The 18,265-nt window shown below is 68.4% G+C and carries 13 protein-coding genes; 5 read left to right on the top strand and 8 right to left on the bottom strand.

Going from position 1 to position 18,265, the window contains the following annotated elements; all coding sequences use genetic code 11:
* Positions 1-88: 88 nt before the first annotated feature.
* The 4 genes from GRI99_RS04310 to GRI99_RS04295 all read right to left on the bottom strand — a co-directional run bounded on the left by GRI99_RS04310 (position 89) and on the right by GRI99_RS04295 (position 4,793).
* Positions 89-1,480, bottom strand: coding sequence for a sensor histidine kinase (locus tag GRI99_RS04310; RefSeq protein WP_337192861.1), 1,392 nt, complete (start codon positions 1,478-1,480; stop codon positions 89-91).
* A complete protein-coding gene (locus tag GRI99_RS04305; protein WP_160770719.1) occupies positions 1,477-2,214 on the bottom strand; it encodes a response regulator in 738 nt (245 codons plus the stop codon). Before GRI99_RS04305 ends, GRI99_RS04310 begins: the two co-directional genes overlap by 4 nt.
* Before the next feature lie 41 nt (positions 2,215-2,255).
* Positions 2,256-2,822, bottom strand: coding sequence for an EF-hand domain-containing protein (locus tag GRI99_RS04300; RefSeq protein WP_160770718.1), 567 nt, complete (start codon positions 2,820-2,822; stop codon positions 2,256-2,258).
* A gap of 168 nt (positions 2,823-2,990) precedes the next feature.
* The gene (locus tag GRI99_RS04295) at positions 2,991-4,793 is read right to left on the bottom strand and encodes an aminopeptidase P family protein (RefSeq protein ID WP_160770717.1); all 1,803 of its coding nucleotides are present in this window, start codon (positions 4,791-4,793) and stop codon (positions 2,991-2,993) included.
* A gap of 119 nt (positions 4,794-4,912) precedes the next feature.
* On the opposite strand from GRI99_RS04295, the gene GRI99_RS04290 reads away from it, so the two are divergent.
* Both GRI99_RS04290 and GRI99_RS04285 read left to right on the top strand, forming a co-directional pair.
* Entirely contained in the window at positions 4,913-7,078 is a 2,166-nt protein-coding gene (locus GRI99_RS04290; protein WP_160770716.1) for a S9 family peptidase, read from the top strand.
* A 44-nt stretch (positions 7,079-7,122) separates the two neighbouring features.
* The gene (locus GRI99_RS04285) at positions 7,123-7,521 is read left to right on the top strand and encodes an acyl-CoA thioesterase (protein ID WP_160770715.1); all 399 of its coding nucleotides are present in this window, start codon (positions 7,123-7,125) and stop codon (positions 7,519-7,521) included.
* Here GRI99_RS04285 and GRI99_RS04280 read toward each other — a convergent pair.
* Together GRI99_RS04280 and GRI99_RS04275 are read right to left on the bottom strand one after the other, a co-directional pair.
* The gene (locus tag GRI99_RS04280) at positions 7,518-9,011 is read right to left on the bottom strand and encodes an AAA family ATPase (protein ID WP_160770714.1); all 1,494 of its coding nucleotides are present in this window, start codon (positions 9,009-9,011) and stop codon (positions 7,518-7,520) included. The two genes, GRI99_RS04285 and GRI99_RS04280, sit on opposite strands and share 4 nt — an antisense overlap.
* A 74-nt stretch (positions 9,012-9,085) precedes the next feature.
* Entirely contained in the window at positions 9,086-10,327 is a 1,242-nt protein-coding gene (locus GRI99_RS04275; RefSeq protein WP_160770713.1) for an SGNH/GDSL hydrolase family protein, read from the bottom strand.
* 138 nt (positions 10,328-10,465) lie between these two features.
* On the opposite strand from GRI99_RS04275, the gene GRI99_RS04270 reads away from it, so the two are divergent.
* Positions 10,466-12,067 (top strand): DUF6351 family protein, encoded by a 1,602-nt coding sequence (locus GRI99_RS04270; protein ID WP_160770712.1) that lies wholly within the window; start codon positions 10,466-10,468, stop codon positions 12,065-12,067.
* 7 nt (positions 12,068-12,074) lie between these two features.
* The gene (locus GRI99_RS04265; RefSeq protein ID WP_160770711.1) at positions 12,075-12,770 is read left to right on the top strand and encodes an HPP family protein; all 696 of its coding nucleotides are present in this window, start codon (positions 12,075-12,077) and stop codon (positions 12,768-12,770) included.
* Here GRI99_RS04265 and GRI99_RS04260 read toward each other — a convergent pair.
* Positions 12,764-13,267 carry a MarR family winged helix-turn-helix transcriptional regulator gene (locus GRI99_RS04260; protein ID WP_160770710.1) on the bottom strand — a complete coding sequence of 168 codons (504 nt, stop codon included), beginning with the start codon at positions 13,265-13,267 and terminating at the stop codon, positions 12,764-12,766. The two genes, GRI99_RS04265 and GRI99_RS04260, sit on opposite strands and share 7 nt — an antisense overlap.
* 137 nt (positions 13,268-13,404) lie before the next feature.
* On the opposite strand from GRI99_RS04260, the gene GRI99_RS04255 reads away from it, so the two are divergent.
* A complete protein-coding gene (locus GRI99_RS04255; RefSeq protein ID WP_160770709.1) occupies positions 13,405-15,786 on the top strand; it encodes a TonB-dependent receptor in 2,382 nt (793 codons plus the stop codon).
* 83 nt (positions 15,787-15,869) lie between these two features.
* Here GRI99_RS04255 and GRI99_RS04250 read toward each other — a convergent pair whose 3' ends face one another.
* The gene (locus GRI99_RS04250) at positions 15,870-18,233 is read right to left on the bottom strand and encodes an FtsK/SpoIIIE family DNA translocase (RefSeq protein WP_160770708.1); all 2,364 of its coding nucleotides are present in this window, start codon (positions 18,231-18,233) and stop codon (positions 15,870-15,872) included.
* Positions 18,234-18,265 lie beyond the last annotated feature (32 nt).

Here is an 18,265-nt window from a genome sequence, read left to right as displayed (position 1 = left end):
CAGGCCTTTCAGGCATCCTCTCCCAAAACTTTTCAAGGCCCGGTTTCGACCGGGCCCTTTTTTTGGGGTTTGGCGAGGGATGGGCCGGTCAGTCGGCCAGCGGCAGGCGCAGTTCGGCGGTCAGGCCGGTAACCTTGCCCTGCGTGTCCTGCGCGTTCACCAGCACCAGGCTGCCACCGTGCTGTTCGGCAATGGCGCGCGCCAGGGTCAGGCCCAGGCCTGCTCCGCCGGTCTCGCGGTTACGCGAGGCTTCGCCACGGGTGAACGGCTCCATCATCGTGGCGATTTCACCTGCCGGGATGCCCGGTCCGTTGTCGCTGATGCGGATCACCGCCTGGCAACCCTGCTTCTCCATGCTGACGCGCGCTTCGCTGCCATAGCGCAGGGCGTTGCCGATGAGGTTGCGCAGGGCCCGTCGCAGCCAGGTGGCGCGCAGGCGCAGGGCCACGCGCACGGTATCGCCCAGCACCACGTTCTCGCCCATGTCCTCGTACTCCTCGACCACCGAGGAGACCAGCGCTCCCAGGTCGGTGCGTTCCAGCGGATCGCTGGGCCGGCCCACGCGGGCGAGAGAGAGGATGTCGTCCAGCGAGCGGGTGATGTCCTCGATGGTGTGCGCCATGCGCTGGCGCTCGGCCTCGTCCTCCACCGATTCGATGCGCACCCGCAGGGCCGCCAACGGGGTCTTCAGGTCATGCCCGATCGCGCCCAGCATCACGTCCTTCTCGTCGATCAGCGCGGCGATGCGCGCTTCCATCAGGTTGTGCGCCTCGATCAGGCGGCGGGTATCCTCAGGGCCGCTGGGTTCGAGCTGGCCACTTGCCTGGCGGGTTTCGGCAAAGCGCTCCACCCGGTTGGTCAGCGCCTTCAGGGGCCGGGTAATGCGCATCAGTAACAGGGCCAGGCCACCCACCAGCACAACATAGAGCAGCAGGGTCTGCGCGATCAGCCCTGCCAGCGCATCCCGGTCGGGTCCGCCCAGCGCCCAGCGCGCCACGCGCCACTGGTCATCACCCTCCACCCGCATGGCCGCCACCAGCAACTGGCCGTGGCGCCACTCGCGCTGCTCCCCGCGGTCCAGCTGGTTGATGACATAGGGATCGCGGGCGATCGGGCGCGTCACCACTACAAGCTCCAGCGGATCAAGCCCCTGCTGGTTGAGGATCGCGCGCATGGTATCCTCGCGCACGGCATCGCGTGATTCGCCGGGCAGGATGGGGTTGCGGCTGGTCGTCTCCACCTGCAGCCGCTGCCAGCGGCCGAGGATGGCCCGCCGGCCCCCGGCGTTGGGGCGCAGGTTCTCGAAATGCGGCTGGGTGACAAGCTGGAAGGCCAGGCCGTTGGCGGCAATGGCTTCGCGCCGCTGCTCGCTGGCGCGGTATTGCAGCACCGCGGAAATGGTCTGCGCCACCAGCAGTGCGGCAGCCACGGCCAGCAGCATCTGCCCCAGCAGGCTCTTGGGGAGCAGGCGGGAAATCACGCGGTTTCCTGGGCCACCCGCCGCACGTCGGCCGCCAGGCGATAGCCGCCGCCCCACACCGTCTGGATCAGCTTGGGATCGCGGCTGTCGGTTTCCATCTTGCGGCGCAGGCGGCTGACCTGGTTGTCCACCGCCCGGTCGAACAGGTGCGCTTCGCGGCCCTGCACCATGTCGAGCAGCCGGTCACGATCCAGCACCTGGCGCGGATGGTCGAGGAAGGCCGTCAGCAGGCGGAACTCGGCACTGGAAATGGGCACCACGGTGCCTTCGGGATCGACCAGCCGCCGCTTCAGCGGATCGAGCTGCCAGCCTTCAAACTCGTACAGCGCATCTTCCTGCGGCACGTGCAACTGCCGGGCGGTGCGCCGCAGGACCGAGCGGATGCGGGCGACCAGTTCGCGCGGCTCGAACGGTTTGACGACATAGTCGTCGGCCCCGATTTCCAGCCCCACGATGCGGTCGGTTGCCTCGCCCCGCGCGGTCAGGAAGATCACCGGCAACTGGCGTGCCTCGATCAGGTGGCGGCACAGCGACAGCCCGTCCTCGCCTGGCATCATGATATCGAGCAGGACAAGGTCGGGCTTGTGCTCGGCCGCCAGGATGGCGCGGGCCTTCGCCGCGTCGGTCGCCTGCTCGACCACGAAGCCCTGGCGGGCCAGGTAATCGGCCAGCGGCTCGCGCAGCGAAGCCTCGTCATCCACCAGCAAGAGCCGGATTTCCGCCTGGTCAGCCATATCCACGGTGATCTGCCCCCAATCGCGCGCTTTGGCCAGACCTAGCGTGTGGCCGCAGGTGCGGGCCGACCGCGGGCGCGGCGCTCACCCGGCTCGATCGTGCCGCTGCGGTCGGTGTCGGCGGCATCGAAGCGGGCCAGGGCCGCGCTGGTGAATTCGGCCTGGGTCATCACGCCGTCGCCGTCGGCATCGGCGCGTGCCATGATCTGGCGGGCCTCGCCGCGCATGCCGCGCATCCCGGCGCGGTCACGTCCATGGCGCCGCTCGCCGGCGGTTTCGCGGCGTTCGGCGCGCTGGCCGGCGCGTTCGCCGACATGGGCATCGAACTCGGCACGGCTGATCGCGCCGTTGCCATCGGTATCAAGCCGGGCGAAGCGCTGGTCCTGGCGATCTGCCGAACGGGCTGCGCGGTCGGCCTCGGTCAGGCGGGCATCGCCATCGGCATCGAGGCGCGAGAATAGGGCGGCCGCCCGCTCCTCCGCCATGGCGCGGGTCATCGGCTCCCGCACGGGGCGCTGGGCGGTTTCGGTGGTGGGCTGGGCCACGACAAGGGTGGCAGCAAGGGTGCCGGCGGCAAGCGCCACGGTGGCAAAGGTCCGACGCATCATGAAATGTCCTTCCGTCCGCCCCCAGAGGTCAGGAATAGCGGAGCGTCGCGGAATGAGGGGAGGGTCGCGACGCCCCGCTACCCTTGCACTCACCATAGGAGCCACTTGTCGCACGGATGTGCCGTGCCCCTGCCATTATGTCGCAATTTGTCGCGCGCAAGGGGCGGGTCAGAGCGGCCTGCAGGCCTCCTCCAGCCAGGTGCGCGCGGCAGCTTCGTGCAGTTGCGGGGCAACCACCTGTACCACCTGTGCGTGATAGGCATCCAGCCAGGCGCGCTCCGCCGGGGTCAGCAGGTCGGGGGCGATCAGGGCCTTGTCGATGGGGGCCAGGGTCAGCGTGCGGAAGCCCAGCCATTCGCCTTCCATGCCGGGGATCTCGCGCCGTTCCACCAGCACCAGGTTCTCCACCCGGATGCCGTATTCGCCGGTCTTGTAATAGCCGGGCTCGTTGGAGAGGATCATGCCGGGCAGCAACTCCTGTTCGGTCCCTGCCTGCCCGCCGCGCGGCTTGGCAATCCTCTGCGGTCCTTCATGGACGCTGAGAAAACTGCCCACCCCGTGGCCGGTGCCGTGGGCATAGTCGAGCCCCGCCTGCCACAGGAACTGCCGCGCCAGCGTATCAAGCTGGCTGCCGGTGGTGCCGGCGGGGAAGGTTTGCACGGCCAGCGCGATATGGCCCTTGAGAACGCGGGTGAAGCGGTCCTTCACCTCGGCTGGGGCCTCGTCCGGGCCGATCCACACGGTGCGGGTGATGTCTGTCGTGCCGTCAGGGTACTGGCCGCCGCTGTCCACCAGATAGACGCTGTTAGGGGCCAGCAGGCGGTTGGTCTCCTCGCTCACCCGGTAATGGACGATCGCGCCATTGGGTCCGCTGCCGCTGATCGTATCGAACGACAGGTCGCGCAGGTCGCCCCCCGCCTGGCGGAAGCTTTCGAGCTGCGCGGCGGCGCTGATCTCGTCGACCATGCACTTGGGGCCGTTGACGCCGAGCCAGTGGAGGAACCGGCTGACGGCGGCTCCGTCGCGCGCCTGGGCGGCATCGTGCCCGGCAATCTCGGCCGCGTTTTTCGTCGCCTTGGGCAGCACGGCGGGATCGGGTAGGGGCACCACCTGGGCACCTGCTGCTTCCAGCGCGGCGAAGATCGCCGCCACGGAGCGTGCCGGATCGGTTGCCACCCGCTTGCCGGACAGCTCGGCCAGCGCAGCGGCAAAGTTATCGCTCGGGCGCACCCGCACGGCATTGCCCAGCGCCGTGGCCACCTCTGCCGGCACCTTGTCCGGCGCAATGAACCAGTCCGCCGTGCCATCGGCCAGCACGGTCAGGTAGGACAGGGCCACCGGCGTACGCTCCACGTCAGACCCGCGCACGTTGAGCACCCAGGCCACCGAATCGAGCGCGCTTATCACCACTGCGTCCAGCCCTTCAGCCTTCAGCCATTCGCCGATCGCGGCGCGCTTGTCCGCACTGGAACGCCCGGCCAGCGATTCATCTTGCAGGAAGGCGGGAGCGGGGGAGGGGGCGGGCCGGTCCTGCCACACAGCATCGAGCGGGTTGTCCTCCACCGCCACCAGTTCCGCGCCTGCCTTGGCCAGGCGCGTCGCCACGGCCTTGGCCCAGGGCTGGGTGTGCAGCCACGGATCATAGGCGACCTTTGCCCCCGCCCCGGCATTTTCGGCCAGCCAGTCGGCCAGCGAATCCTGCGGCACGGACCGGTACTCGTACAGCCGCCCGTCCACCTGGTCGCGCACCTGCAGGGTGTAGCGCCCGTCCACGAAGATCGCCGCCTTTTCGGCCAGCACCGCCACCGTGCCCGCCGAGCCGCCGAAGCCGGTGAGCCAGGCCAGCCGCTGGGCATAGGCGCCGACATATTCGGACAGGTGCTCGTCACTGATCGGCACCACGAATCCCGCCAGTCCGCGCCGCGCCAGCTCCTCGCGCAGGGCCTTTAGTCTCGCTTCATGGGTGTGCATCAGCATGGCAGAGTCCGATCGGTCAGTGCGGGCAAAATATGGTTGTCAATGTAACCGGATGGTCTAGCACGACAAGCCACGCCGCTTCGTTGCACCCGATTACAGAGGTTTGCCGCCCGATGAAATGGACCTTCCCGCTTGCCGCCGCCATTTTCGCGTGTACCTGCGCGGGGGCCGTGCAGGCGCAAACCACCGAGAGTTCTTCCGTGACCGCAGAAGCCCCCACCAGTCCCCCGCTGGCCGAGCAGCGCCCGCATTCCTACAGCCGCTTCGGCATCACCATCGAGGACCCGTATCACTGGCTGAAGGACCAGAGCTATCCGGTGATCGACGATGCCGATGTGCTGGCCTACCTCAACCAGGAGAACGCCTGGTTCGAAGCGCAGATGGCCCCCCATGCCGGCCTGGTGGAAACCCTGTTCACAGAAATGCGCGCCCGCCTGAAGGAAGACGATGCCTCGGTCCCGCAGAAGGACGGCGATTGGATCTACTGGTCCGAATACGAGCCGGGCAGCGAGTACCGCAAGTACTACCGCCGCCCTGCAAGCGGTGGCGAGGCGCAACTCTACCTCGATGCCAACGCGCTGGCCGAAGGGCACGACTACTTCTCGATCGGCGACATCTCGATCAGCCGGAACGGACGGTATGTCGCCTATTCGACCGACACCAGCGGGGACGAGCGTTACACGGCCGTCATCAAGGACCTGCAGACGGGCGAAATGCTGACCGACCGGATCGAGGGGACCAACACCGGCCTGGTCTGGGCGGCGGGCGACACCATGCTGGTCTATGGCGTGGCCAACGAGAACTGGCGGGTGGACAACGTGCGCGTCCATCGCATCGGCACCGATGCCGCCAGCGACGTGGAAATCTATCGCGAGGCCCAGCTTGGCTTCACCGTTTCGGCTGACCTGTCCGCCAACGAGGAGTGGCTGATCCTGGCCACCGGCGACAACGAGACGAGCGAGGCCTGGCTGCTGCCCGCCAGCGACCCCTTTGCCACCCCGAAGCTGGTGCGCGCGCGGCAGACCGGGGTGGAATACGGCGTCGATGTGCGGGGCGAGACGCTCTTTGTGCTGCACAACGCCGATCACGTGAACTTTTCGGTCAGCACCGCGCTGCTGGCCACGCCCGACCAGTGGACCACGCTGATCGCCGGATCGGACGAGTTCTACCTGACGGGCCTCGACCTGTTCCGCGATTTCTACGTCACCGAAGGCCGCCTTGCCGGCCTCGACCAGGTGCAGGTGCGCTATTACGACGATCCGGCGCGGGTGGAGGCAATCAGCTTCCCCGAAGCGAGCTACACGGCGGGCCTGGGCAGCAACCCGGAATGGGCGGTGGACCGGCTGCGGCTGGGATATGAAAGCATGATCACGCCCAGCACGGTCTATGACTATCACGTGGCCGACCGGCGGCTGGAAACGCTCAAGGTGCAGGAAATCCCCAGCGGCTACGATCCCTCGCTCTACGCGGTGGAACGGCTGGAAATCCCGGCGCGCGATGGCACGCTGGTGCCGGTCAGCGTGATGTACCGGCGCGACCGACCGATGGGCCAGCCGGGCGCGGGCGGGCCGCTGCACCTCTATGCCTATGGCGCCTATGGCTATGCCGTGCCGCCGGGCTTCAACACCGAGCGTTTCAGCATGGTCGATCGCGGCATAGCCTATGCCATCGCCCATATCCGCGGCGGGGACGACCTGGGGCGGCGCTGGTATCTCCAGGGCAAGATGGAAGACCGGACCAACACCTTCAACGATTTCGTCGACGTGGCGCGTGGCCTGATTGCCCGGGGCTATACGGCAGAAGGGCGGATCAGTGCTTCCGGCCGTTCCGCCGGGGGCGAGCTGATGGGCGCCGTGGTCAACCAGGCGCCCGAACTGTTCGGCGCGGTGGTGGCGGGCGTGCCCTTCGTGGATGTCCTCAACACCATGCTCGACGAAAGCCTGCCGCTGACGCCGGGGGAGTGGCCTGAATGGGGCAACCCGGTGGAGAGCAAGGCCGCCTTCACCCACATCCTCAGCTACAGCCCCTATGACCAGGTCTCGCCGCAGGACTATCCGCCGATGCTGGTAACAGCGGGCCTGAACGATCCGCGCGTCACCTATTGGGAGCCTGCCAAGTGGGTCGCCCGCCTGCGCGTGACCAAGACCGACGACAACGTGCTGCTGCTGAAGACCAACATGGGCGCCGGCCACGCAGGCCGCTCGGGCCGTTACGAGGGCCTGCGCGAGGATGCCGAGGAGACGGCCTTCATCCTGTGGCAGCTTGGCGTGGCTGAGTAACAGTTCCCCTCCCGCCTGCGGGAGGGGAAGGGGGTGGGCGTGTCATGGCAAGAACCTATTCAACAACCTTCACCGCCGGGCCGGAGCACATCGACGAACTGGGCCACGTCAACAACGGCGTGTGGGTCAACTGGATGGAAGCCGTGGCCACCGCACACTGGAACCGCGACGGCGACCCGGCGCATGTGGCGGCCTATGCCTGGGTCGTGACCCGGCACGAGATCGACTATCGCGGCAACATTTCGCTGGGCGAGACGGTGACCGCCGAGACGGAGATCCGCGAGGGGCCAAGCGGCGCGCGGTTCGACCGGCACATCACCTTCCGTGATGCCCTGGGGAAAGCACTGGTGACGGCGCGCACGACCTGGGCGATGATAGATCGGCAGACCGGCCGCCTGCTGCGCGTGCCGCCAGAGGTGGCCGCGCCGTTTATGGAAGGCTAGCCCGCCACTTCCTCCAGCCCCGGCACGCTGATCGTCCGCTCGCCACCAAAGTCCTCGCGCACCACGACCAGGCCCTGCCGCTCCAGGTGCTCCAGCATCCGCCGCACGCGGCCCGGCGAGCTGGAGCCATAGACGCGCGCAAGTTCGTCCTCGTCCGGCGCACTGTAGCCTTCCACGGCGGCCACGCAGATGGCGAGGTAGGGGGCAAGAACATCGTCCTCCACCCGCTCGGCCAGCGCCTCCACCCGCGCGCGGGAAGCCTCGTCCAGCCGGTCAAGCCGGGCGCAGGCGAAAGCGAACAGGCGGCGGAACAGCGCGGTGTCGACATGGGCCGATGGCACCCCGCGCTGGCGGCAGCGGATTGCGAAATCGCGGAACAGGTTGTTCAGCGGCTTGAAGGTCGCGCCTTCCTCGGCGGCCATTTCGGCCAGGATGCCGGGCAGGTCGGCCCCCGGAGCGGGGGTCGGCGCGGGCGGAGCCTCGGCCAAGGCGTCCTCGTGCGCTGCGGGCAGGGGCAGGGCGGGTTCCGGCAATGGCGCGGGCGGCGGGCGGTGGGCGATGGCCTCGCTCAGCGCCGCCATGCTGGGCGGAGCCACGGGTGATTGCGCGCGCGGCGGGGGCGGGGTGGCCGCTTCCGCCGCCAGTTCCGCGTGGAGCAGCGCAGCCAGGTCCTCACCCGCTCCCGGCAGGGGCAGCAGCCCGCCGCCGCCAGCCTTTCCGCCGCTGCGCACCGCGCCGATGCGCACACTCACCGGGCGGCGGCTGATCGCCGGGCCCAGGCCGATGAAGTGGCCGCGCTGCAGGTCGCGGATGCGTTCGGCCTGCTTGCGCTCCATGCCCAGCAGGTCCGCCGCGCGGGCCATGTCGATATCCAGGAAAGTGCGCCCCATCAGGAAGTTCGATGCTTCCGCCGCCACGTTCTTGGCCAGCTTGGCGAGGCGCTGGGTGGCAACAATGCCGGCCAGGCCGCGCTTTCGCCCGCGGCACATCAGGTTGGTCATGGCCGAGAGCGACAGGCGGCGGGTGTCCTCGGAAATCTCGCCCCCGGCGGCAGGGGCAAACATCTGGGCCTCGTCCACCACCACCAGCGCTGGATACCAGTGTTCACGCGGGGCATCGAACAGGGCGTTCAGGAACTGCGCGGCGCAGCGGATCTGCGCTTCCACCTCCAGCTCGTCCAGCGCCAGCACCACGCTGGCCCGATGCTGCCGCACGCGCGCGGCCAGCGCCTCTATCTCGCGCGCGGTATGGTTGGCGGCATCGATGACAACGTGGCTGAAATGGTCGGCCAGCGAGGTGAAATCGCCCTCAGGGTCGATCACCACCTGCTGCACCAGGCCGGCGCTTTCCTCCAGCAGGCGGCGCAGCAGGTGCGATTTGCCGCTGCCCGAATTGCCCTGCACCAGCAGGCGCGTGGCGAGCAGCTCCTCCACGTCAACCTGAACCGGCTGGCCCTGCGAATCCCGGCCGATTTCGATATGCACCGTCACGCCTGCGGGCTTAGCCAGACCGGCGGCATGGCAAAAGCGGGCGCGGGCGGGTTATCCAGCCCTTTGCGGCGAATTCATGCAGGTGGCGCGAACAGCGACAGGTCGATGCTTTCCCCCACCGCGCGCAGGCCTGCGTCGGACCCGTGCAGGAAATCGCCCATGTGATAGCCATCGCGCATCTTTCGCGGATCGGCCGGATCGGCAAAAGCGGTGTCCAGCCGCACCGTGGCGTCGAACTCGCCGGAATTCAGGATCCAGTCGTTGATTGCCGCGCGCGCGGCCTCGCCTTCCTCGCTCCAGTAACCTGCGCCCATGTAGGGGCCGATCGGGCTGCCGATGACGCGGATGCCCTTTTCATGGGCGCGGACGATCAACTGGCGATAGCCGGCGATCATCTCGCCCACCTCGAACTGCGGCTGGTCCAGCGCCGGAAAGCCCGCGCGCGGCGCCGATGCGCCGAAGCGGTTGCCGATATCGTTCACCCCCACGAACACGATCATGTGGGTGACGTTGGGCAGGGCCAGCACGTCCTCGTCCAGCCGCGCCAGCGCGCTTTCTCCCATACCGGGGCTGAGCACGCGGTTGCCCGAGATGCCGGCATTGGCCACGGCATATTCCAGGCCTGCGTCCTGCAGCCGCTCGGCCAGCACGTCCGGCCAGCGGCGGTTGGTGCCCGGCGTGGAGCCGACCCCGTCGGTAATCGAATCGCCGAAGGTGACCACCGTGCCCAGCGCGTCATCGCTCAGCACCTCCACCGTCTGGATGAAGGCGCGGAAACCGGCCGTGGCAGCGGGCTCCCACGCCTCGCCCACGTGGTCGCCGGGGGTGGAGACGGCCAGCACATCCTGCCCGGTGAGGTGGCAGGTGCACGGGCCGGTGGGGCGCGGCAGGTGGAATTCCACCCTGATACGGGCAAGGTTCGGCAGGTCCAGCGCCACGGTATCGCTGGCAAAGGGGCTGCCGCGCGGGATCACTGCGCCGGTTTCACCGCCGAACGTCAGCATCCGGCTGGTACCGGGCACTTCCGCGCCCGCATCGTCGATCTGGAACACCCGCGCCCGGCCGATGGCCAGCGGGCCGCTGCCATAGCGGTTGGTGAAGCGGACCCTGAGGGCGCTGCCGCCTTCGGACAGGCGGAGAACCTGGCTGATGGTCACGTTTTCATAGCTGGCGGCGGCAAAGGGGCCTTCGGTCATCAGCGGGGCGTGGGGGCTGGCGGTCCAGCTTGCCACCCACAGGCCTTCGGCGTCCTGCGCACTGGCCGGGGCTGCAACACTTGCCGTGGCCAGAGCCAGCGCGGCGATGAGGTGACGCATGGTTAGTTCTCTCCCGATCCTGCGGCGCATCCGCATGTGTTCGCGGCGAAACCTACAGTCTTGGCCTGACTAATCAATCCGCCGTTGTCGGCAGCGGGTGCGCTTGCTAGCGGGTGGGGAAAGAACGGGAGACGAGGAATGGCACACGCGATGGCAACCCAGTGGCTGACGGGCGCCGCCCTGGCCGCAGCACTGGCGGGCATGACCCCGGCAACCGCGCAGAATTCTTCGCCGAATGCCTCTCAGGCGGGCCCTGCCGCCCGTTGCGCGGCGCTGGCCGGGCAGGTCACCGGCGATATGGAGATCACTGCCGCCACCTGGCATCCGCAGGGCCGCACCATCCAGGGCCCGCCGCAGTTTCCGGCCACGCAGATGGCCCCGCACTGCCTGGTGGAAGGCATCATCAACCGGCGCATGGGCCCGGGCGCCAACGGCACGCAGGCGCAATACGGCATCGGCTTCGAGCTAGCCCTGCCGGTGGAATGGAACGGGCGCTACCTGCTGATGGGCGGCGGCGGCCTCAACGGATCGATCCGCCCGCCCAACGGACCGGTGGCGGCGGGCACCAACGACGCGCTGAGCCGCGGCTTTGCCGTGGCCAGCCATGACAGCGGGCACAAGGGCGCGGGCTTCGATGCCAGCTTCCACGCCGACCAGCGGGCCGCGCTGGACTTTGCCGAAACCAGCGTGCGCACGGTCACGCTGGCCACGCGGCAGATCGTCCAGGGCTTCTATGGCCGCGCGCCGCACCACTCCTACATGACCGGCTGTTCCACCGGCGGGCGCGAGGGGATGCTGGCCAGCCAGCGCTATCCCGAACTGTTCGACGGCATCGTGATCGGCGCCCCGGCCATGCGCCCGGGCTATTCGAACATGGGCATCGAGTGGGCGCAGGTGCTGCTCAACCGCACCCAGCCGGCCACCGTGGCCGGTCCGGCAGGCGTAACCCCGGCAGAACGCAGCCTGATCGACCGCCAGCTGACCCGCCAGTGCGACGGGGCCGATGGCCGCACCGATGGCATCATAGCAAACGTGGAGGCGTGCCGCAGTTTCGATGTCACCGTCCTTTCCTGCCGTGCAGGCCAGACCGAGGGGTGCATCTCGGCTCCGCGGGTGGAAGCGCTGCGCACTGCATTCGGCGGCCTGACCAACGCCAGCGGGCGGCGGGTCTATGCCCCGATCCCGTGGGATACCGGCGTCACCTATACCGGCCCCGGCCTGCCCGGATACCTGCCCGCCGGCGCGCCCGGGCCCTTCGGCCCCGCCACCGCCGCGCGCGAGATCGACGTGGACGAGCGGCTTTACCAGGTGGACTGGGATGCGGTGGGCCGCCTGACCGACACGGCCTACTGGACCAACCTCTCCACCTATCTGGGGCGCGGGGCCAAGCTGATGTACTTCCACGGCGTGTCCGATCCGTGGTTCTCGGCCTTCGACACCTGGGACTATTTCCAGCGGGCACGCGCGACCAACGGGGTCGAGGCGTGGGACAATGCCGCGCGCTTCTACATGGTGCCGGGCATGCTGCACTGTTCGGGCGGCAATGCCTTCACCAGCTTCGACCTGCTGGGGCCGATGGTGGACTGGGTGGAGCGCGGCACGGCGCCGTCCTCGGTCCCGGCGCGGCGGGCAGACGGTCAGGGCGGGGAAATGCCGCTGTGCCCGCACCCCGGCTATGCCCACTATGACGGCGGCGATCCGGCGCTGGCCACCAGCTATTCGTGCCGCCAGCCGGCCTAGGGCAGCAATGAAGCGGATCCTGGCACACACGGCCGCGCTGCTGCCGCAGGCGGCGCTGGGCCACCTTGGCTGGCTGCGCGGGGCGATCGGGGCAACGCTGGCGATTGCCGCCACGGCGATAGCCACAGCCACGGTGCTGGGCGGCTACACCCCCGCGCTGCCGATGATCGTGGCCCCGATGGGGGCCAGCGCGGTGCTGATCTTCAACCTGCCGGCGAGCCCGCTGGGCCAGCCGTGGCCGGTGATCGGGGGCAACCTGGTGTCGGCATCCGCCGGCCTGGTCGCCGGCCTGGCCGTGGGCGCACCGTGGCTGGCAGGCGGCCTGGCCGTGGGCCTGGCGATCGGCGGCATGGCGCTGGCCCGCTGCCTGCACCCGCCCGGCGGCGGCACCGCTCTGCTGTTTGCCCTGGGGGCCACCGGGGCCGAGCACTGGGGGGTGGAGCACCTGTGGGCGGTGCTGGCCAACGTGGTGGTGCTGGTGGCCTGTGGCCTGGCCTACAACAACGCCACCGGCCACGCCTGGCCGCACCGCATGGTTGCACCCCAGCCGCGCCCCATTCCCGGCGCGCCGCCCCCGTTTACGCATGACGATGTGACCGGCGTGCTCGACGAATGGGACGAGGTGCTCGACATTGATCCCGATGACCTGCTGGCCTTCATCCAGGCGGTGGACCGGCAGCGGGCGCGGTCAAACGGTCACTGATGGATCTTGGCCAGAAGGCCGCGCAGCTGGCCAACTTCCTCCGGTGTCAGGTTCTTCGTCAATTCAGCATCGGACCGGCGCACCTTCTGGCGCAGGGCGGCCCAGGTCTCGCGTCCCGCTTCGGTCAGGTAGATGCCGTAGATCCGCCGGTTGCCCGGCACGCTGCGCCGTTCCACGCAGCCACGATCCTGCCAGAAATCGATGGTGATCGTGGTGGCAGAGCGTGACAGGCCCAGCGCCGCGCCAAGCTGGGTCTGCTGGGCACCGGGGTTGCAGCCGATCAATTCCAGCATGGAAAAGCGCTGCGGCGTGACCGGGGGATCGTCGATCGTGCGGGTGAGCAGGGTGTAGCCCAGGATCCACACCACCTTGATGGGAAATCCGACCACGTCCTTCAGCAGGCCATAGTCCAGATCGCTGTTGGCCAGGCGCGGGGCACGACGCTGCGCCTCGTCCCCCAACCCCGACTGATCCCGCTTCGCGCCACCAACCCGCATGGGCAGGGGTGTGGCAAAGCCGCCGCACGATTGCAAGCAATTGCACCTACCCATTACTGTTATTGACCATAACAGTCATGGGTAATACCTGCCTGTCGCAGCGCTCCTGCGAGAGCGTCAATTGGGAGTCTGCAACCATGACAAAGAGAACGACGGCCGTGCGGGCCGGATTGCTGGGCCATTCGGCGCTTGCCGGAATGGCTGCCCTGTGCGCCACATTTGCCACCCCTGCCCTGGCGCAGGACGAGCCTGCCGCCACCAGCGGCGAGGATGACGTGATCTACGTTTCGGCCCGTCGCCGCGAAGAATCGCTGCAGGAAACGCCGGTGGCCGTCTCGGCCTTCACGGCGGAGACGCTGGAAACCCGCCAGATCACCCAGACGCAGGACCTGGAGCGGATCACCCCCAGCCTGCAGTTCAAGCCGGCCGGCCAGCTTTCGGGCAACAGCGCCTCGTCGGTCGTGTTCATCCGCGGCATCGGCCAGCTTGACCCGACCGCGGCCGTGGACCCGGGCGTGGGCGTCTACATCGATGACGTGTATGTCGGACGGGCCGTTGGCGGCACCATCGAGTTCGGCGATATCGACCAGGTGGAAGTGCTGCGCGGGCCCCAGGGCACGCTGTTCGGCCGCAACACCATCGGCGGCGCGATCCAGGTGCGCACCCGCACGCCCGAACTGGGCGAGTGGTCGGCCCGTGGCCGCCTGCGCGTGGGCTCGGACAGCCTCCACGAAGGCTTTGCCGCGCTGAATGTGCCCCTGGCCGAGACCATGGCGGCGCGCGTTTCCGGCGGGTTCCGCAAGCGTGATGGCTATGTCATCCGCGTGGTCGACGGGCTCGATCTGGGCAACGACGATGTCTATACCTTCAACGGTGCCCTGCTGTGGGAGGCCGCGCCCGGCCTCGATATCAACCTGCGGGCCGACTACACCAGGCGCGACGAGAACGGCGCGCCGTTCGTGTTCGCCGGCATCAACGAGACCGCGCCGATCCCGGCCATCGTCTCGGTGGCGGCGGGTTGCCCGGGTGCGACCATGCCGTTCCCCGGCACGCCGGCTCCCGGTGCGCCCTTCGTGCCCAACATCGACGACAGCCGTTGCGCCAACGATTTCCAGGCGCGTGGCGAATATGTCAACGGCGGTACCGCGCCCGTGCTCAGCACCTCCGAAGTATGGGGCGTTTCGGGTTCGGCCGTGCTGGAACTGAACGACGCGCTGACGCTGAAGAGCATCACCGCCTACCGTTCCACCCAGTCGCGCGGCGTGCGCGATGGCGACAACACCCCGTTCCTGATCATCACCACCGACGTGGCGGGCGATTCCGACCAGTTCAGCCAGGAACTGCAGGTGCAGTTCGAAACCGGTCCGTTCGACGGCATCGTGGGCGCCTACTACTTCGACGAGGACACGCTGGAACGCGCCAGCGTGCCGCTGTCGTTCCCGCCCTCGCCGCCGGTAATCGCCTCGATCCTGGCCGGCAACGGCGGTTCGCGCGACCTGCAGTTCTCCACGCTGGAAACCCGCTCGTGGGCACTGTTCGGGGAAACCTCGGTCGAGCTGACCGATGCCCTCAGCGTCAGCGGCGGCCTGCGTTACACGCGGGACCGCAAGAGCTACACCGGGATCGTGATGAACCTGTTCCCCGGCACCCAGCCGGATCCGGCGACGCTGCCGGACAAGGCCATCCCGGATGGCGGGCCGCTGTTCATCTACCCCACGCTGAACCGCGATACCTATAGCGCGCTGACCGGATCGGCCAGCGTCAGCTATGCCATGGCGGACTGGCTGAACGGTTATGTCTCCTATGCCCGCAGCTTCAAGTCGGGCGGGTTCAACACCCGCTACAACGCCCCGCCGCCGGGCAACCGGCCGGTGTCGTTCGCCGAGGAGTCGGTCGACAGCTACGAACTGGGTCTGAAGGCCGACTGGGACGGCGTGCGCCTGAACCTGGCGGCGTTCCAGGCCAATTACGACGACATCCAACTGATCTTCCGCCAGGGCGTGGTGCCGCTGCTGTTCAACGCCGGCAAGGCCCGCATCCGCGGGTTCGAGGCCGAGACCAGCATTCGCCCGTTCGACAGTGGCCTCACCTTCGATGCCGGGCTCAGCATCCTGGATGACGAGATCCTGACGATCACCCCGGTGCCGGGGGCCACGGCCACCGTTGCCCCGGGCGACGACCTGCCGCTGACGCCCTCGTTCACCGCCAACTTCTCGGTCGGTTACGAGTTCGAGGTGGCGGACCTGGTGGTGACCCCGCGGGTGCAGGGCAACTATTCGTCCAGCGTGGTGTTCATCACCGGCAGCGTGCCCGAGATCGAGGAAGACGGATATTTCACCGCCGATGCCTCGGTCAACGTTGCGGTCACCGATGTGGTCAGCGTCCAGGCCGGTGTCACCAACCTGTTCGACGAACGCTACCTGATCCAGGGCAACGCCTCGCTGGGGACGCTCGGCTATACCGAGAAGATCTATGCCCGGCCGCGCGCCTGGTACGTGCAGCTTTCGGCGGACTTCTAGAACGCTCTCTCCCGGGCGCGCCGGCCTGGCTGGCGCACCTGTTTCGGGCGCGGTGGCCTTGCGGCTGCCGCGCCCGCTTTTTTCTACAACGGGTTGCCGTCCCGGTCGCGGTAGATTTCGCGGCGGCCCACGTGGTTGGCGGGGCCCACGATGCCGTCTTCCTCCATCCGCTCGATCAGGCGGGCGGCGGTATTGTAGCCGATGCCGAGCTGGCGCTGCAGCCACGAGCCGCTGGCCTTCTGGTTCTCCCACACCACCTGGCAGGCCTGGCGGTAGCGGCGCTCGTCCGGGTTGTCGCTGGCGGTGAACTCGTCCTCGAAGCCGAAGGCGCCGCCGCCCCCCATGCCGTCCGGGTCCGGATCGTTGGTGACGTTGTCGTCATAGTCCGGCCGGCCCTGGCCGCGCCAGTGGTCGGCCACCTTCTCCACCTCCTCGTCAGACACGAAGGGGCCGTGGACGCGCACCAGCGCGCCGGTGGTGGGCTTGTACAGCATGTCGCCCTTGCCCAGCAGTTGCTCCGCCCCCTGCTCGCCCAGGATGGTGCGGCTGTCGATCTTGCCGGTGACATTGAAGGCGATGCGGGTCGGCAGGTTGGCCTTGATCACGCCGGTGATCACGTCAACCGAAGGGCGCTGGGTGGCCATGATCAGGTGGATGCCGGCGGCACGGCTCTTCTGCGCCAGCCGCTGGATCAGCACCTCGATCTCCTTGCCCACCACGATCATCAGGTCGGCCAGTTCGTCCACGATCACCACGATCTGCGGCAGCACCTCGTAATCTAGCTGGTGCTCCTCATACAGCTCCTCGCCCGTCTCGGGATCGAACCCGGTCTGGATGCGGCGGCCCAGCGGCTTGCCCTTGGCGATGGCGGTCTTCACCCGGTCATTGAAGCCGGTCAGGTTGCGCGCGCCGATATCGCTCATCATGCGATAACGCCGCTCCATCTCCTCCACTGCCCATTTCAGTGCGCGAATCGCCTTTGGCGGATCGGTGACCACCGGGGCCAGCAGGTGGGGGATATCGTCGTAGCTCTTCAGTTCCAGCACCTTGGGATCGATCAGGATCATCCGGCATTCGCTGGGGCTGAAGCGGTAAAGCAGGCTGAGGAGGATGCAGTTGAGCCCCACCGACTTGCCCGAACCCGTGGTGCCCGCCACCAGCAGGTGCGGCATGGCGGCAAGGTCGGCCACGACCGGCTCGCCGGCGATGTCCTTGCCCAGGATGATCGGCAGGTTGCCCTTGGCATCGGCAAAGGCTTCCGAGGCGACCATTTCCTTGAAGCTGACCGTCTGGCGCACTGTATTGGGCAGTTCGATGCCCATCACCGTCTTGCCGGGAATGGCGGCCACGCGGGCGCTGATCGCGCTCATGTTGCGGGCGATGTCTTCCGACAGGCCGATGACGCGGCTGGCCTTGATGCCGGGGGCGGGCTCCAGTTCGTACATCGTCACCACCGGGCCGGTCCGCACGGCGGTGATCTCGCCCTTGACGTTGAAATCGTCGAGCACGTTTTCCAGCAGGCGGGCGTTCCTCTCCAGTGCCAGCTTGTCCAGCTTGGGCGTGGCATCGGCGGGGGCATCGGTCAGCAGGTCGAGGCTGGGCAGGTCGAACTTCTCGAACAGGTCCTTCTGCCGCGCCTTGCCGGGCTTGGCGGCGCGCGGCGGGGCGCTGGGATCGACGATCTCGGGCGGCTTGCGGTCGGGCTGGGGCAGGGTGACTGCCTCGCCCTTCTTTTCCTTCGCCCGGCGCTCGGCCTGCTCCTTGAACGGGTTGGCCGTGCCGATCGGCAGCGACGGACGGCGGCGCGCCCAGTGCGGCAGGGTGAGGAGGCCCGCCCAGTCGAGCGCAAAGACCTTGCCGGCCAGGAAGGCCCCCGCCACCAGCATGGCCAGGCCACCGCCCAGGATGGCGGGAAACTCGCCCGCAGCCGGCAGCCGCCCGGCAAGGGCACGCAGGGCCCCTTCGCCCAGCAGGCCCACCAGGCCGCCGGCCCCCGCCGGCCATTGCCAGCTTGCCGGATCGGTCACCAGTGAGAGGACCACGGCCAGCAGCGCCATGGCCAGCAGCAGCACGGCCAGCGTGCGCCACCATTTGCCTGTCGCCATGCGCGGGGCCGCGTCATCCTCGTCCACCTCGCTGTCGCGCCACAGCTTGCGGCCCCAGGCGTAAAGCAACGGCAGAAACAGCACGCTGACGAGGCCGAACGACCAGAAGGCCCGGTCTGCCGCCCAGGCCCCGGCGGCGCCCATCCAGTTACTGATCACCGGCCCGGCGGCGGTGGAAGGGGAGGGGTCCGACTGGTCATAGCTGAGCATGGCCAGCGCCAGGAAGGCCATCAGCCCGAACAGCAGGCAGGCCCCGGACATCTGCAGTACGCGCGCCAGCGAGCGGCGAAAGGCCGCTTTCCAGTCCGCCGCATTGGCCGAGCTACGGGCGCGAGTCGCCATTGGCCCAAATCCCTCCCGAATTCCGTCAGAGT

Origin of the sequence: Alteraurantiacibacter buctensis, from assembly GCF_009827655.1 — a bacterium.
Classification (GTDB): Bacteria; Pseudomonadota; Alphaproteobacteria; order Sphingomonadales; family Sphingomonadaceae; genus Alteraurantiacibacter; species Alteraurantiacibacter buctensis.
The sequence above is the reverse complement of the archived record's forward strand: the minus strand, read 5'-3'. Positions and strand labels throughout refer to the sequence as shown.